This is a genomic window from Cellulomonas sp. PhB143 (genome assembly GCF_003752595.1).
Taxonomy (GTDB): Bacteria; Actinomycetota; Actinomycetes; order Actinomycetales; family Cellulomonadaceae; genus Paraoerskovia.
Genome location: NZ_RKIJ01000012.1, coordinates 335,183 through 350,023, shown reverse-complemented (window position 1 = coordinate 350,023; position 14,841 = coordinate 335,183). Strand labels below are relative to the sequence as shown.

Annotated in this window: 16 protein-coding genes; 6 read left to right on the top strand and 10 right to left on the bottom strand. The window is 75.0% G+C overall.

Annotation, left to right across the window (positions count from 1 at the left end):
* Window positions 1–12: 12 nt before the first annotated feature.
* From EDF32_RS09850 to EDF32_RS09840, 4 genes are read right to left on the bottom strand one after another with little or no spacing between them, the layout of a single operon-like run.
* A complete protein-coding gene (locus EDF32_RS09850; protein WP_123308339.1) occupies window positions 13–663 on the bottom strand; it encodes an aminodeoxychorismate/anthranilate synthase component II in 651 nt (216 codons plus the stop codon).
* Window positions 660–827, bottom strand: a complete 168-nt coding sequence (locus tag EDF32_RS14705) for a hypothetical protein (protein WP_199734889.1) — start codon at window positions 825–827, stop codon at window positions 660–662. The genes EDF32_RS09850 and EDF32_RS14705 overlap by 4 nt, the downstream gene beginning before the upstream one ends.
* Window positions 827–1,672: a class E sortase gene (locus EDF32_RS09845; RefSeq protein ID WP_233565847.1), complete on the bottom strand. Its 846-nt coding sequence runs from the start codon at window positions 1,670–1,672 to the stop codon at window positions 827–829. The genes EDF32_RS14705 and EDF32_RS09845 overlap by 1 nt, the downstream gene beginning before the upstream one ends.
* Window positions 1,669–2,439 carry a DUF881 domain-containing protein gene (locus tag EDF32_RS09840; protein ID WP_233565846.1) on the bottom strand — a complete coding sequence of 257 codons (771 nt, stop codon included), beginning with the start codon at window positions 2,437–2,439 and terminating at the stop codon, window positions 1,669–1,671. The genes EDF32_RS09845 and EDF32_RS09840 overlap by 4 nt, the downstream gene beginning before the upstream one ends.
* Before the next feature lie 180 nt (window positions 2,440–2,619).
* Between EDF32_RS09840 and EDF32_RS09835 the strand changes: the two genes are divergently transcribed.
* The gene (locus EDF32_RS09835) at window positions 2,620–2,874 is read left to right on the top strand and encodes a cell division protein CrgA (protein WP_123308338.1); all 255 of its coding nucleotides are present in this window, start codon (window positions 2,620–2,622) and stop codon (window positions 2,872–2,874) included.
* Between the two features lie 96 nt (window positions 2,875–2,970).
* Here the strand turns inward: EDF32_RS09835 and EDF32_RS09830 are convergent, their stop codons facing one another.
* Both EDF32_RS09830 and EDF32_RS09825 read right to left on the bottom strand, forming a co-directional pair.
* On the bottom strand, window positions 2,971–3,870 hold the full coding sequence (locus EDF32_RS09830) for a rhomboid family intramembrane serine protease (RefSeq protein WP_123308428.1): 900 nt from the start codon (window positions 3,868–3,870) through the stop codon (window positions 2,971–2,973).
* Window positions 3,871–3,872: 2 nt separating this feature from the next.
* Entirely contained in the window at window positions 3,873–4,412 is a 540-nt protein-coding gene (locus EDF32_RS09825; protein WP_123308337.1) for a peptidylprolyl isomerase, read from the bottom strand.
* 184 nt (window positions 4,413–4,596) lie between these two features.
* On the opposite strand from EDF32_RS09825, the gene EDF32_RS09820 reads away from it, so the two are divergent.
* Window positions 4,597–5,478: a hypothetical protein gene (locus EDF32_RS09820; RefSeq protein WP_148061590.1), complete on the top strand. Its 882-nt coding sequence runs from the start codon at window positions 4,597–4,599 to the stop codon at window positions 5,476–5,478.
* A gap of 97 nt (window positions 5,479–5,575) precedes the next feature.
* Here the strand turns inward: EDF32_RS09820 and EDF32_RS09815 are convergent, their stop codons facing one another.
* From EDF32_RS09815 to EDF32_RS09800, 4 genes are all read right to left on the bottom strand, one after another.
* Window positions 5,576–6,610 carry an iron-siderophore ABC transporter substrate-binding protein gene (locus EDF32_RS09815; protein ID WP_233565845.1) on the bottom strand — a complete coding sequence of 345 codons (1,035 nt, stop codon included), beginning with the start codon at window positions 6,608–6,610 and terminating at the stop codon, window positions 5,576–5,578.
* Between the two features lie 78 nt (window positions 6,611–6,688).
* Window positions 6,689–7,513 (bottom strand): ABC transporter ATP-binding protein, encoded by an 825-nt coding sequence (locus tag EDF32_RS09810; protein ID WP_199734903.1) that lies wholly within the window; start codon window positions 7,511–7,513, stop codon window positions 6,689–6,691.
* Complete coding sequence (locus EDF32_RS09805) at window positions 7,513–8,541, bottom strand: iron chelate uptake ABC transporter family permease subunit (protein WP_233565844.1); 1,029 nt, start codon at window positions 8,539–8,541, stop codon at window positions 7,513–7,515. Before EDF32_RS09805 ends, EDF32_RS09810 begins: the two co-directional genes overlap by 1 nt.
* A complete protein-coding gene (locus EDF32_RS09800; RefSeq protein ID WP_123308333.1) occupies window positions 8,538–9,608 on the bottom strand; it encodes an iron ABC transporter permease in 1,071 nt (356 codons plus the stop codon). The genes EDF32_RS09805 and EDF32_RS09800 overlap by 4 nt, the downstream gene beginning before the upstream one ends.
* Window positions 9,609–9,730: 122 nt before the next feature.
* Here EDF32_RS09800 and EDF32_RS09795 point away from each other — a divergent pair, with 122 nt between their 5' ends.
* The 4 genes from EDF32_RS09795 (at window position 9,731) to EDF32_RS09780 (ending at window position 14,790) form a co-directional block, all read left to right on the top strand.
* Window positions 9,731–10,603, top strand: a complete 873-nt coding sequence (locus EDF32_RS09795; protein WP_123308332.1) for a hypothetical protein — start codon at window positions 9,731–9,733, stop codon at window positions 10,601–10,603.
* 59 nt (window positions 10,604–10,662) lie between these two features.
* Complete coding sequence (locus tag EDF32_RS09790; protein ID WP_123308331.1) at window positions 10,663–11,544, top strand: ABC transporter ATP-binding protein; 882 nt, start codon at window positions 10,663–10,665, stop codon at window positions 11,542–11,544.
* A gap of 64 nt (window positions 11,545–11,608) precedes the next feature.
* Window positions 11,609–12,640, top strand: a complete 1,032-nt coding sequence (locus tag EDF32_RS09785; protein WP_123308330.1) for an ABC transporter substrate-binding protein — start codon at window positions 11,609–11,611, stop codon at window positions 12,638–12,640.
* Window positions 12,637–14,790: an iron ABC transporter permease gene (locus EDF32_RS09780; protein WP_233565843.1), complete on the top strand. Its 2,154-nt coding sequence runs from the start codon at window positions 12,637–12,639 to the stop codon at window positions 14,788–14,790. Before EDF32_RS09785 ends, EDF32_RS09780 begins: the two co-directional genes overlap by 4 nt.
* Window positions 14,791–14,841: the final 51 nt, after the last annotated feature.

Here is a 14,841-nt window from a genome sequence, read left to right as displayed (position 1 = left end):
CAGCCAGGCCGGTCAGCCGCGGACGAGCGGCGCCATGCCGGCCGAGCGCTCCACGGCGCCGTCGGCCCCGCACGTCTCGAGCCAGTTGGCCAGGAGCCGGTGCCCGCCCTCGGTGAGCACCGACTCGGGGTGGAACTGCACGCCGTGCAGCGGCAGCTCGCGGTGCTGCAGCCCCATGACGATGCCGGACTCCGTCCACGAGGTCACGCGCAGCTCCTCGGGCACCGTCTCGCGGACCACGGCGAGCGAGTGGTAGCGGGTGGCGGTGAACGGCGACGCGAGACCCGCGTGCACTCCCCCGCCGTCGTGCTCGACGCTGCTCGTCTTGCCGTGCATGAGCTCCGGCGCGTGCGTGACGGTCGCGCCGTACACCTCGGCGAGGGCCTGGTGCCCGAGGCAGACGCCGAGCATGGGCGTGCGCGAGCGGGCGCACGCCCGGATGACGTCCTCGCTGCTGCCCGCGCCGTGCGGCGTGCCGGGTCCGGGCGAGACGAGGACGCCGTCGAACACCGCGCCGTCGGTGTCGTGGAACCGCCCCTGGTCGTCCGGCTCGGGCACGGCGTCGTTGCGGACGACGACCGTGCGCGCACCGAGCTGGTCGAGGTAGCCGACGATGGTGTAGACGAACGAGTCGTAGTTGTCGACGACGAGGATGCTCGTCATGGTGCTCCTTCTCCGACGGTCTGCTGGTTCATGGGCACGTAGTCCGACACCCAGGGGAAGAACCACTGGAAGCAGACGAGGACGACGGCGGCGGCCAGGACGAGCAGGATCAGCACCCGCACCCAGACCGGTCCGGGCAGCGCCCTCCAGAGGGGTCCGTACATCAGGGTCCTCCCGCGCTCGAGGGGTCGATGCCCGCGTCCGTCAGCTCGGCGGGCGTGCCGTCCTCCACGGGCAGCCAGTAGTCCAGCTCGCCGTGCACGATGTAGCGCTGCGCCGCGGAGAACAGCGGGTGGCAGCTCGTCATGGTGATCAGCCGCTGCGTGGGGACGACGTCCGGGTCGTCCGGGTCGGACGGCACCGGCGCGACGACGCCCACCTCGTCCGGGTAGACGATCAGGTGGGTCGTGACCCGGTAGACGTACCACGTGTCCTCGGTCCGCACGACGACGGGGTCGCCCTCCCGCAGGTCGGCGATCTTGTTGAACGGCTTGCCGAAGGTGGTGCGGTGCGCCGCGACGGCGAAGTTGCCGAGGCCGCCGGGCATCGCCGTGCCGGGGTAGTGCCCGATCCCGATGGTGTCGAGGACCTCCGCCTTGTCGATGCCCTGGGCGACCGGCTTGACGTAGTCCGCCCCGAAGCGCGGGACGTACATCTGGGCGAACACGGTGAGGTTCGCCGGCTCGTCCATCACCGGCGGCTCGTCCCGGCGTGGCGTGGGGTCCGCGTCGGCCTGGGCGGGGGGCGGCGTCCACGCGAGCGAGTCGATGACGTCGGCCTGGTAGCGGTCGCCCTGGACGTCCGTCCACCACAGCTGCCAGACGATGAACAGCGCGAGCAGGACGCCGAGCGTGATGAGCAGCTCGCCGACGACGCCGACGACGTGGCTGCCGACACCGCCCCGGCGGCCCGGCCGGCCGTGGGTCGGGTTGGCGTGCGGCACCATCCGCGGTGCGCCGCGGTGCGGCACGCTGCCCGGCGGGCTGCTGCGGGTGCCCTGCGCCGTCACCGCCCGCCGCCCGTCCGCGTCGCCGTGGCGGGGACGGCGTGCTCGAGGTCGGAGCTCTCGGCCCGGGGCATGGCGATCCTGCTCTCCTCGTTCACGTCGTACCCCAGATGTACGACGTCGACGTACGTCTTGTACACGGCGATCTCCGGCGAGCGGTCGAGCGCGGCGCGCAGCGCGTCCTGGTCGCCGATGGCGGCGACCTCGAACGGCGGGGAGTACACCCGGCCCTGGAGGATCAGCACGTTGCCGACGCACCGGAAGGCCGTCGTCGAGTCGACCCGCTGACCCTGCAGGGTCATCGCCTCGGCCCCGCCCGCCCACAGCGCGTTGATCACCGACTGCAGGTCCTGCTGGTGCACGACGAGGTCGTCCGGGCGGAAGTCCTCGCCGTAGTTGCCCGGGGGCGCGTCGTCGAGCGCGACCGTCAGGCCCGGCCCCCGGACCGCGACCGTCGCCGCGGCCACCTGCGTGTTGCTCTCCGCCTGGGCCTCGGCCTTCGAGGGTGCCGTCGACCCGGCCGGGCGGAGGTGGGCGATCTGCGCGTCCAGCGTCCGGACCCGCGTCGTGAGGTCCTCGACGCGCCCGGACTCGCTCTCCACGAGCTCGGCGAGGTTCTCGGGGTGCCGCTCACCGCTGCCGTGCGCCAGCTTGGCGCTGGTCGCGAACATCAGGCCGCACGCCGCCAGCACGAGCCCGACGCCGAGCGCGCCGAGCACACGGCGCGTCCGCGACCGGCGCGCCGGTCCGTGCGCGACCTGCTCGTCCACAGTCGGTCTCCGTCCTCGACCTCGTGCCGTCGTCCTCGCGAGGCCCGGCCCCGGGAGCCCGCCGCGGGCCGCGCGGAGCGCGGAGCCTGTCCGAGGCGATACCTTGCGCCCACTACGCTAGTTGACGATCGGCGCTGCCCGTTCACCGTCCGCCCGAGAACCCCGTCCACAGGAGTCCACGTGCCCGTCTCGAAGCGCCGCAAGCCGAAGTCCGCGACCACCGAGCCGCAGACCTACAAGCCCGACTCGACGAACCCGCGGTGGCTCGTGCCCACCATGATCACGCTCATGGTCGCCGGACTCGCCTGGATCGTGCTGTTCTACCTGACGAGCGGGCGCGCCGACCTGCCGGTGCCGTTCCTCGGCCAGTGGAACCTCGCCGTCGGGTTCGCGCTGATCATCGCGGGCTTCACGCTGACCACGCGCTGGAAGTAGCCAGCGCGCGCGCCACGGGCGACCGTTCCACAGGGCTGTGGAGAAGTTATCCCCACCCGTGCACACAGGTGTGGATAACTACACCGGTGTAGTTCGTCAGCCGATCCACCCGGTCGAGGTGTACTTCCACACCGACAGCGCCACGAGCACCACGACGGTCACGGCCGGCACCAGCCACAGCGTCAGCGCCTGCCGGGCGCGCGGGGCGTAGGCGTAGGCGGCGCCCATCGCGGCGCCCGTGACGAGGCCGCCCAGGTGCGCCTGCCAGGCGATCGCCCCGCCGCCGACGATGAACGGCAGCGCGAGGTTGATCGCGATGAGCACGAGCACCTGCGTGGCGTTGCGCCCCGCCCGGCGCAGCACCAGGAAGATCGCGGCGAAGAGGCCGAAGATCGCCCCGGACGCCCCGAGCACGCCCTGGAACCAGCCGCCGCCGGGCACCGGGTCGGCCAGCAGGAGCACGCCGACCTGCCCGCCCACGGCGCACAGCAGGTAGAGGCTGGCGTAGCGCACCCGGCCCAGCGCCTGCTCGAGCGTGGGCCCCACGAGCCACAGCGCGTACATGTTGAACAGGATGTGGAACGGGTTCGACGAGTGCAGGAACGCCGCCGTCAGGAACCGCCACGGCTCGGTGTCCCCGAGGCCGGGCGCGAACACCCAGCGCTCGGTCCAGCTGCCGCCGTCGCCGCCCGTGACCAGCTGCAGGAGCCAGCTGACCGCGCAGATGCCGATGATCGTCAGCGTGACGACCGGCCGCCCGCCGCGGACGGTGCCGCCGAAGATGGTCCTGGCCTGCGGCGCCGCCCGCGCCGTCTCGCGCACGCAGTCGATGCACTGCACGCCCACGGCCGCCGGCCGCTGGCACTCCGGGCACGCCGGACGACCGCAGCGCTGGCAGCGGACGTACGCGGGACGGTCGGGGTGCCGCGGGCAGACCGGGACCTGCGCGGCGGGGCCGGTCGCTCCCGCGGCCGAGCCCCAGGGCGGCTGGCTGATGGTCAGGCCTCGATCGTGACCGAGTCGATCGTGATGTCCTCGACGGGGCGGTCGCCCGGGCGCGTCGCCGTCGTGCCGATCGCGTCGACGACCTGGCGCGACGCGTCGTCGGCCACCTCGCCGAAGATCGTGTGCTTGCCCGTGAGCCACGGCGTCTCGGTCGTGGAGATGAAGAACTGCGAGCCGTTGGTGCCCTCGGTGGCGCCCGTGACCGGGTTGCGGCGGCTGCCGGCGTTGGCCATCGCGAGCAGGTACTTGCGGTCGAAGCCGAGCTCCGGGTGGATCTCGTCGTCGAACGTGTAGCCGGGGCCACCGGTGCCGGTGCCGAGGGGGCAGCCGCCCTGGATCATGAAGTTGTCGATGACCCGGTGGAAGATCAGGCCGTCGTAGAACGGGGCGTGGCTCTCGGCGCCCGTGCGCGGGTCCGTCCAGGCCTTCTCGCCCGTCGCGAGCCCCGTGAAGTTCGCGACCGTCTTGGGCGCGTGGTTCGGGAAGAGCTCGATGCGGATGTCACCAGCGGAGGTGTGCAGGGTTGCGAACATGGCGCCATTCTCGCACGACTCCCCCTCCCGGCTCCGGGCCCCGACACCCCGCGCACGACGGCGCTCGCGACGGACCGGCCGTGGTGGCAGAGTGGGCGTACCAATGACGAACCGACGATCGGGGAGCCCTATGTTCGACCGGATCCGACGGTCTGCCAGCGCGGCGGGCGAGACCCTCGACGCTGTGGACACCGAGCGCATCAAGGAGCAGGCGGCGCACGTCGCGGCGTCTCTCCAGGAAGCCCGTGCCCAGGCCGGACCGGCCGCCAAGCACCTGGCGGTGCAGGCGAAGGACGCCGCAGCGGCGGCCAAGGAGTGGAGCGGGCCCAAGGCCGAGGCCTTCGCCGGCTGGGCGCAGCCCCGCCTCGAGAAGGCGTGGCAGGACAGCGTCCAGGCCGCCGCCCCGCGGGTCGAGTCCGCTGCCGGCAAGGCCGGCCCGCTGATCGACACCGCGCACGACAGGCTGGTCGAGGACTATCTGCCGAAGCTCGTGAGCGCGGTCAACGCCGCGGCCGCGAGCGCGGCGGCCGCCGCGGGGAACGCCGCGCAGTCGGCCGCGTCCTCCGCGCACGACGCGGCGGACGCGACCTCGTCCGCGGCGCGCAAGGCGGGCAAGAAGTCGAAGAAGAAGTCGCACAAGGTGCTGTGGACGGCTCTCGCACTCGGCGCCGCCGGTGCGGCCTACGTGCTCTGGAGCCGCGCCCAGCCGACGACCGACCCGTGGGCGGAGCCCGTCGAGGGCGAGCCGGCCCTCGGGACCCCGTCGACGTCGTCGGCCGCCCGCGCCGCGGAGTCGGTCGGCGCGGCGGCGAGCACCGCGGCCGCCAAGGGCAAGGAGGCGGCCGGCAAGGTCGCCGCCCAGGCCGGCGCGGCGGCGGAGGCCGCCGGCGACAAGGCCGCCGACGCGGTCAAGGCCACCAAGGAGACCGCGAGCAAGGCGCGTACCCGCGCGACGGCGAAGGCGGAGGACGCCACGTCCACCGCGAAGGCGACCGCGGCCGACGCCAAGGACGCCGCCAAGCACGCCGCCGACGACGGTACGGCGAAGGACGACACCTCCGCCTGACCCGCACCGGCACGGCGCGCACGCACGCAGCGCGCGACGCGCGAGGCCCCGGACCGCATCGGCGGTCCGGGGCCTCGCGCGTGCGTGGACGGGCCGGTCAGCCGACCTTCGCCGCCGCGGCGGAGAGCGCGTCGAGGTAGTCGTCCAGGCCCCAGGGCAGCGACAGGACGGTCGGCGGAGAGACCGCCGCGACGAGGTCCGTGCCGACGATCTGCGCGACGGCACCGGACTTCACCTGCGGCATCACCTGCAGGGCGTCCTTGGCGAGCACGGCGTCCTCGGTCTTCTGGTCGTCCGCGAACGAGACGAGCATGTCGCTCTTGAGCTGGTCGAGCTGCTCGTAGCTGAGCGTGTAGTAGAAGCTCGACTCCCCCGTCGCCAGCTCGCCGACGCTCGGCGCCGTCTTCAGCCCCAGGTCCTCGAGGAACTGCTGGCGCGGGTCGTCGGCCGTGTACACGTAGAACGTGTCGCCGGTGTCCCAGACGGACGCGACGGTCTTGCCGGCGAGCTCGGGGTGGGCGTCCGCGGCCTCGGAGATGGTGGCCTCGGTGTCGTCGATGAGCGTCGCGGCCTGGTCGTCCATCCCGAGCGCCGTGCCGACGCCGGTGACGACGTCGCGCCACGGCGTCGACCACGGCTTGTCCGGGTACGCCACGGTCGGGGCGATCTTCGACAGCAGGTCGTACTCGTCCTGCGTGATCCCGGAGTAGTTCGCCAGGATCAGGTCGGGCTTCTGGGCGGCGATGTCCTGGACCGGGACCTCCTGCTGGTTCGGCAGGACGACGGGCGTCTTCTCGCCGGCCTTGTCGAGGGCGTCCTTGACCCAGGGCAGGACGCCGTCCTTGTCGCCGCCGTAGGCCTGGTAGGACATGGCGACCGGGACCACGCCGAGGGCGATCGCGGCGTCGCTGCTCCCCCAGCCCCACGTGACCACGCGCTCGGGCTTCGCGGGGATCTCGGTCGTGCCGAGGGCGTGCTCGATGGTGACCGGGAAGGCGTCGTCGGACGCGCTGCTCCCGCTCGACGGGGACGCGCCCGCGTCGGAGGAGCCGCTCGAGGAGCAGCCCGCGAGGGCGAGGACGGCGGCGAGGCCCGCGGCGAGCGCCGCGGCCTTGCGTCGGGTGGACAGCACGAAGGGCTCCAGTGGTCGAGAGGGGTCGGTCGGGCGTTCAGGCCGCCGCACCCGTCAGGTGAGGTGTGCCTACCCTCACTATACGACAGGCCCGGGCGGCGGGACCGCGCCGTCCGGCACGGGGAGGCGGCCCACGGGCACGACCATGGGGGAGCCGTAGACCGGGTCCGGGACCACCTGGGCGCTCAGCCCGAAGGCGGACGCGACGATCTCCTCCGTGAGCACCTGCGCGGGCGGGCCGGTCGTGACGACGCGGCCCTCGGCCATGACGACGAGGTGGTCGGCGTAGCGCGCCGCGAGGTTGAGCTCGTGCAGCACCATGACCACGGTCGTCCCGTGCTCCCGGTTGAGCTCGGACAGCAGGTCCAGGACGTCCACCTGGTGGGCGAGGTCGAGGAACGTCGTCGGCTCGTCGAGCAGCAGGACGTCCGGGTCCTGGGCGAGCGCCATCGCGATCCACACCCGCTGGCGCTGACCGCCCGAGAGCTCGGCCACCGGCCGCTCGGCGAGGTCGAGCGTCGAGGTGCGCTCCATGGCGCGGTGGACGACGACGTCGTCCTGCGGCGACCAGCGCCGGAACCAGCCCTGGTGCGGGTAGCGCCCGCGCCCGACGAGGTCGCCCACGGCGATCCCGTCCGGCGCGACCGGCTCCTGGGGGAGCAGCCCGAGCACCTGGGCGACCTTGCGGCTCGGGGCACGGTGCAGGTCCTCGCCGTCGAGCAGGACCGTCCCGTCGAGGGGCTTCAGGAGCCGCGCGAGGCCGCGCAGCAGCGTGGACTTGCCCGAGGCGTTCGCGCCGACGACGACGGTGACCTCGCCGTCGGGCACGACCAGGTCGACGCCGTGCACGACGGCGTGGCCGTCGTAGCCGAGGTGGAGCCCCTCGGTCCGCAGGTCGTGCATCATGCTCCCTTCCCTCGGGAGTTCGTGGTGGCCAGCTGCCACAGCAGGTAGGGCGCGCCCACGGCGCCGGTGACGACGCCGACCGGCACCTGGACGGCCCCGAAGAGGTTCTGCCCGACGAAGTCGCCGGCCAGGACGATCAGGACGCCGGTCAGGGCCGTCGCGGTCAGCGCGAGGCTGCCGTCGCGCACGAGGCGGCGGGCGATCGGCGCCGACATGAAGGCGATGAAGGCGATCGGCCCGGCCGCCGCCGTCGCGACCGCGGCGAGGCCTGCCCCGACGACCAGCAGCGTCACCCGCACCCGCTCAGGGCGCACGCCGAGGCCGGAGGCGAGGTCGTCGCCCAGCTGCAGCACCCGCAGGCGCGGGGCGAAGGCCACGACGAAGGGCAGGAGCACGGCGACGAGCACGGCGGTGACGCCGACCGTCTGCCACGAGACGTTCCCGATGCTCCCGGCGAGCCAGACGACGGCGTCCTGGACGGCGTCGAGGTTGCCGCGCGTCATGAGGTAGCTGAGCACCCCGGAGGCCACGAACGCGACCGCGATCCCGATCAGCGCGAAGCGGTAGCCGCTGATCCCGTCGCGCCACGCGAGCGCGTACACCGCGAGCGCCGCCACGACGGCGCCCGCGAACGCGAAGCCGGACAGCACGGCGCCGCTCGCGCCGAGCACCACGATCGCGTAGACCGCGGCGACGCTCGCGCCGCCCGTGATGCCGATGATGTCGGGGCTCGCGAGCGGGTTGCGCAGGAGGGCCTGGTAGAGGCCGCCGGAGAGCGCGAGCGCGGCGCCCGCGACGATCCCCAGGGCGAGGCGGGGCACGCGCAGGTCCCACACGACGAACGTGGAGCCCGCGTCGCCGTGCCCGACGAGGGTGGCGGCGAGGTCGCCGAGCGACATCGGGTAGGGGCCGACGACGAGGCTCGCGGCGATCACCACCAGCAGCAGGGCGGTGAGCACGAGGAGCACGCCGCGGGGCCGGCGCGAGCCCCGCGCCCGCAGCGGGCGCACAGCGTTGCTCGTCACAGCCCCGCCACCCCCTTGCGGCGGACGATCGCGATGAGCAGAGGCGCCCCGAGCACCGAGACCACGATGCCCACCTGCAGCTCCGCCGGGCGCAGCACGAGGCGGCCCACGACGTCCGCCACCAGGACCAGCGCCGGGCCGAGGAACGCCGCGTAGGCGAGCAGCCACCGGTGGTCCGGGCCGGTGAACCGGCGCGCGAGGTGGGGGACCACGAGGCCGACGAAGACGAGGGGGCCGGCGAGCGCCGTCGCGGAGCCGCACAGCAGCACCACGGCGACCGCGCTGAGCACGCGAGCGCGCACCAGGTGCTGTCCGAGGCCGCGGGCGAGGTCGTCGCCGAGGGCGAGCAGGTCGAGCGTCCGGGCGACCGCGACCGTCAGGACCACCCCGACGATCGCGAAGGGCAGCACGGGCCGCACGACGTCCATGCTGCGGCCGGCGAGCGAGCCGACGGACCAGAAGCGGTACTGGTCCAGAGTCGAGGGGTCCATGAGCAGGACGAGGGTGATGAGGGACGTCATGGCCGCGGCGAAGGCGGCGCCCGCGAGCGCGAGCTTGACGGGCGTCGCACCACCGCGGCCGGTGCCCGCGACGCCGTAGACGACCGCGACGGCGAACGCCGCCCCCGCGAACGCGAACCACACGTACCCTCCCGGGTCGGTGACGCCGAGCAGCGCGATCGCCAGGACCACCGCCAGGGAGGACCCGTGCTGGATGCCGAGCAGGCCGGGGTCGCCGAGCGGGTTGCGGGTCACGCCCTGGATCACCGTGCCGCCGAACGCGAGGAGCAGCCCGGCCAGCGCCCCGACGACGGTGCGGGGCAGGCGCAGGTCGTGGACGGCCGTGTCGTCGGCGTTCCCCGGCACGGGGTGCCACAGCGACGACCACACGTCGTCGAGCGGGACCGGCCGTGCGCCCAGCGCGAGGCTGGCGGCGACGGCGGCGACCAGCACCACCACGCACACGACCAGGCCCGCGGCAAGCCGGCGACGCCGCCGCGCGGCGGCTCCGGGGGTGCGCACGGGCGACTCGGGGCCCGGCCTGGTGGCCGGGGCGGTGGTGGTCACGTCGGGTCCAGAGTGGTTCGGGGGCGGAGTTCGCAGGGCCGGACGGACGAGCCGAAGGTCACCCTTACCTGAGTCTCTCACGGTCCCGGGACGGGATCGCGCCCCGGGCCTACGCTCGGCCCATGACCACCTCACCCGCCGACCGCCGCGTCCCGCTCGGGCGCGCCCCTCGACCCGCCACCGGCCCGGACCTCGCGGAGCGCGTCCGCCGGCTGCTGCTGGACCGGACGCCCGACGACGTCCGCGGCGCCGACCGGGTCGTGGTCGAGGCCACCACGGACGGGACGGACGTGCCGCACCTGTCGGTCGACGGCACCGGCGTCGTCGTCCCCGTCACGGACTCCGGCCGGGCGGCCGGTGGGCAGGGGAGCGGCGGCCCGGCCCCGGCCGACGCCGGGGTGCAGCCGGCCCTCCTGGGCGAGCTCGACGTCGTCGGGCACCCGCTCGAGGTGGCGGGAGTGCCCGTGGACGTGGATCTCGCGGCCCGGGGCGTGCGCTTCCTGTGGATCGAGGACGTCGAGGGCGGGCTGTGGGCCGAGGTGCAGGAGCCGGACGACGCGGCGCCGGTGAGCGGGCACGTCCGCGTGGCGGCCGGGCGCGAGGCGCTGGTCGACGCCGTCCGGACCGTGGCCGCCGAGAACGCCGGGCGCATCGGGGTGACCCTCTCGTCGCTGGACGTGGCCGTCGAGCAGCGCGGGCCGCGCGGGATCGGGGTAGAGGCGGTGGGCCGGGTGCGCAAGGGGTTCGTCTCCGCGCCGGTGACCGTGCGGGCGACGGCGAGCGTGGACGACGCGATGGTGCTCACCGTGGGCGACCTCGCCGTGAGCAGCGGCAACCCGGTCGTCTCGGCGCTGCTGGGCACCGTGCGCGGGCGGGTCGAGGCGTACTCCGGCAGGCGTTTCGACCTCGCGGGGTCGCTGCCGCCCGGGCTGCAGCTCGCGGACGTGCGGGTCGACGTCGGCGAGCAGATCGTCCTGCAGGCCAGGCTCGCGTGAGCGGGCCGGGCGACGGAGGGGCTGCCGGAGGCGGCGGTATGTAGGTTAGGCTCCCCTCCGTGAGCCTGCCCTTACCCACCGTGCCGTCCCTCGTCGGCGCCGGCCTGGACCTCGCGTACGACGGCCGACGGGTCGTCCACGACGCCGGCCTCGCGCTCGTCCCCGGCATCGTCACCGCGCTCGTCGGCCCCAACGGGTCCGGCAAGTCCACCCTGCTGCGCTCGCTCGCGCGGCTGCACGCGCCGTCGTCGGGCACCGTCACGCTCGCCGGGGCGCTCGCCGGGACGCCCGGCGGGGGAGCCGCGGACGGCACGCCGGCCACGGTCGACGCGCTCGCGCTGGGGTCCAAGGACTTCGCGCGCCGCGTCACGCTCCTCACGCAGTCCCGCCCGACGCCGGGCGGGGTGAGCGTGCGCGACGTCGTCGCCTACGGCCGCCACCCCTACCGCGGCCGCTTCGGCACCGGCGACGCCGACGGCCCCCGGGTCGTCGAGCGCGCGATGCGCCTCACGGGGGTCGCGGCGATGGCCGACCGCCCCGTCGACGCGCTCTCCGGCGGAGAGCTGCAGCGCGTGTGGCTCGCGACCTGCCTGGCGCAGGACACCGGTGTGGTCCTGCTCGACGAGCCGACGACGTTCCTGGACCTGCGCTACCAGGTCGAGATCCTCGACCTGGTGCGCGACCTGGCCGACGACCACGGGGTCGCCGTCGGCGTCGTGCTGCACGACCTCGACCAGGCGGCGGCGGTCGCGGACCGCGTCGTCCTCCTGCACGGCGGCACCGTGCGCGGGTCCGGCACCCCGCGGGACGTCCTGACCGCCGAGCTGCTCAGCGAGGTCTACGGCCTGCGCATCGACGTCCGCGTGGACGACGACGGCAGGGTCCGCACCCACCCCGTCGGGCGGCACACGGCCCGCCGGCGCGAGCACGCGCTCACCTGATCCGCTCGACCCCCTCCCGGCCCATCCCTGCGCGGGCTCCCGCGCGCCGACCCGAAGGACACCCATGCCCGCTGCACCCCTGCCCCCTGCACCCCGCCGCCGCACCCGCGCGGCCACGACCGCCACCGCCTCGGCGGCCGCCCTGCTCGGCACCCTGCTGCTCTCCGCCTGCGGCACGACCGAGGCCCCCGCCACCGCGGACGAGACCACCGCCGCCGCCCCGTCCGGTCCCGTCGAGGTGACCGACGAGCGCGGCACCGTGCACCTCGACGCGCCCGCGACGAAGGTCGTCTCGCTCGAGTGGGGCCTCACGGAGAACCTCGTCGCGCTCGGCGTGGAGCCCGCCGGCGAGGCGGACGTCAAGGGGTACAACGTCTGGGACACGCAGGCACCGATCGACGCCTCGACGCCCGACGTCGGCACGCGCGGCGAGCCGAGCCTCGACGCGATCGTCGCGCTCCACCCCGACCTCGTGGTCACCACGACCGACCTGCCCGAGAACGTCCTGGCCCAGATCGAGAAGGAGGTCCCGGTCCTCGCGCTGCGCGGGTCGGACTCCTCCGACCCGATCGGCTACATGCGCCGCACCGTGACCACGCTCGCGGAGGCGACCGGGAGGCAGGCCGAGGCGACCGAGGTGCTCGCGGGCTTCGACGACAAGATCGCCGAGGGCAAGGCCGCGCTCGCCGACGCCGGCAAGGCCGGCGCGCCGTTCACGATGTCGGACGGCTGGCTCGACGCCGGGAACGTCTCGGTCCGGATGTACACGCCGGGCTCGTTCGTCGGGGGCGTGGCGGCCGAGCTCGGCCTCGACAACCAGTGGACCACCGGCGGCGACAAGGACTACGGCCTCGCCAGCACCGACGTCGAGGGCCTGACGAAGATCACCGACCCCGACTCGACGTTCGTCTACGGCGCCAACGACTCCGACGGCGGGGACCCCTTCGAGGAGGGCCTGGCCGACAACGCCATCTGGAAGAAGCTGCCGTTCGTCGAGGCCGGCCACGTGCACCGCATCCCGGACGGGATCTGGCCGTTCGGCGGCCCGCTCTCCGCCGAGGCGTACGTCGACACGCTGGTCGACGCCCTCACGTGAGCGCCCCGGACGTCGTGACCGCGCGTGCCGGGCTTGCGGACGGTGCCGGCACCGGGAGGGCCCCGGCCGCCCGGCCGGTCCGCGTGGCCGCGGCGTTCGTCGTCGCCCTCGTCGTCCTGGCCGTCCTGTCGGTCGCGCACCTGCTGCAGGGCACCGCCGACCTGGGCGTGGGCGAGCTCCTGCGCGCGGTCGTACCGGGCTCGTCGGGTGCCGACGACGCCTCCGCCCAGGCCGTCGACGTCCTGCTCGCCAGCCGCCTGCCGCGGCTCGCGGCGGCGCTGCTCGTCGGCCTGGCGCTCGGGGTGGCGGGCACGACTCTGCAGTCGGTCGCCCGCAACCCCCTCGCGTCGCCGGACACGCTCGCGGTCAACGCCGGCGCGTACGTCGCGGTGGTCGCCGTCGCGGCGTTCGGCATCTCCCTGCCGTTCTACGCCGGGGGGCTGGTCGCGTTCGTCGGCGGCCTCGCGGCGTCGGGCCTCGTGCTGCTCGTCGCGCGGGGCGGGGCGAGCGGGCCCACGCGCCTGATCCTCGCCGGGTCCGCGGTCGCGCTCGCCCTCGACGCGCTCACCACCGTGCTGCTCATGCTCTTCCAGCAGGACACCGTCGGCCTGTTCGCCTGGGGGAGCGGCACGACCGTCCAGTCGGGCACGCACCAGGTGAGCCTCGCCGCGCCGGTCGTGGCCCTCGGGGTCGCCGCCACCCTGCTGATCGCGCACCGGCTCGACGTGCTCGGGCTCGGGGACGACACGGCGACCCTGCTCGGCGTCGACGTGCGGCGCACGCGCGTCCTCGCCGTGGTCCTCGCGGTGCTGCTCGCCGCGACCGCGGTGACGGTCACGGGACCGATCGGGTTCGTCGGCCTCTGCGCGCCCGTCGTCGCGCGGCTCGTCGCCCGGCGGGTCCCCGGCCTCGGGCGGCACCTCGCGCTCCTGCCGTTCGCCGGGATCGTCGGGGCGGTCGTCATCGTCGCGGCCGACGTGCTGCTCCGGCTCGCCGTCCCCGCGGCGGTCGCGATCTCCGTGCCCACGGGCGTGGTCACGACGCTGTTCGGCGCGGTCGTGCTCGTCTGGCTCGCCCGGCGGCTGCGCGACGGGGGCCCGGGGGCCGCGACCACGGCGGCCGGCGCGCACGGTGCGGTCCGCTCGCGCGCGTGGGTCGCGGTCGTCGCGGTCGTGCTCGTCGTCGCCCTCGTGGCGGCGTTCGTCGCCGCGCTGCTCCTCGGTGACCGGCTCGTCCTGCTCGGTGACGTCGCGAGCTGGTGGCGCGGGACGGCCGGCGACGAGGTCTCGTTCGTCCTCGACCAGCGCTGGCCGCGCGTCCTCGCGGCGCTGCTCGGCGGCGCCGCGCTCGCGCTCGCCGGCTCGATCGTGCAGGCGGTGTGCCGCAACCCGCTCGCCGAGCCGGGACTCCTCGGCGTGACGCCGGGCGCCGGGGTCGGCGCCGTCGCCGTGGTGCTCCTCGTGCCGGGCGTGGGGATCTGGCCCGTGATGGGGGCCGCCACCGTCGCCGCCCTCGCGACGTTCGCGCTCGTCTACCGGCTCGCCGCGGGTCGGCGCGCGGCCGGGCGGGCGATGGCGTCCGACCGCCTCGTGCTCATCGGCGTGGGCGTCAGCGCCGCCGCGAGCGCGCTCACGACTCTGCTCGTCGTGGTCGTCTCGCCGTGGAGCACGAACCTCGCGCTGACCTGGCTCGCGGGCTCGACGTACGGCCGCTCGCTCGACCAGCTCCTGCCCGTCGCGCTCGTCCTCGTGGTCGGTCTCCCGTTCGCGCTGCTCGGGGCGCGCACGCTGGACCTGGTCTCCCTGGACGACGACGTCCCGCGCGTCCTCGGCGTACCGCTCGGCCGCCAGCGGCTCGGGTACCTCACGCTGGCCGCCCTGCTCACGGCCGCCGCCGCGTGCGCCGTCGGGGCGCTCGGGTTCGTGGGGCTCGTGGCACCGCACGCGGCCCGCGCGCTGGTGGGCGCCCGGCACGCGCGCTCGGTGCCGGTGGCGATCGGGCTGGGTGCGCTGCTGGTCAGCGTCGCCGACACGCTCGGTCGCACCGTGATCGCGCCGTCGCAGATCGCCGCGGGGCTGGTCACCGCGCTCGTCGGGGCGCCCTACTTCGTCTGGCTGCTGTGGCGCAGCCGGGGGAGCGCCGGCGCCTGACGTACGCGGTCCCGCGCGGCGCGCCGGGCGCGACCGAACCTGCGGGGCCGG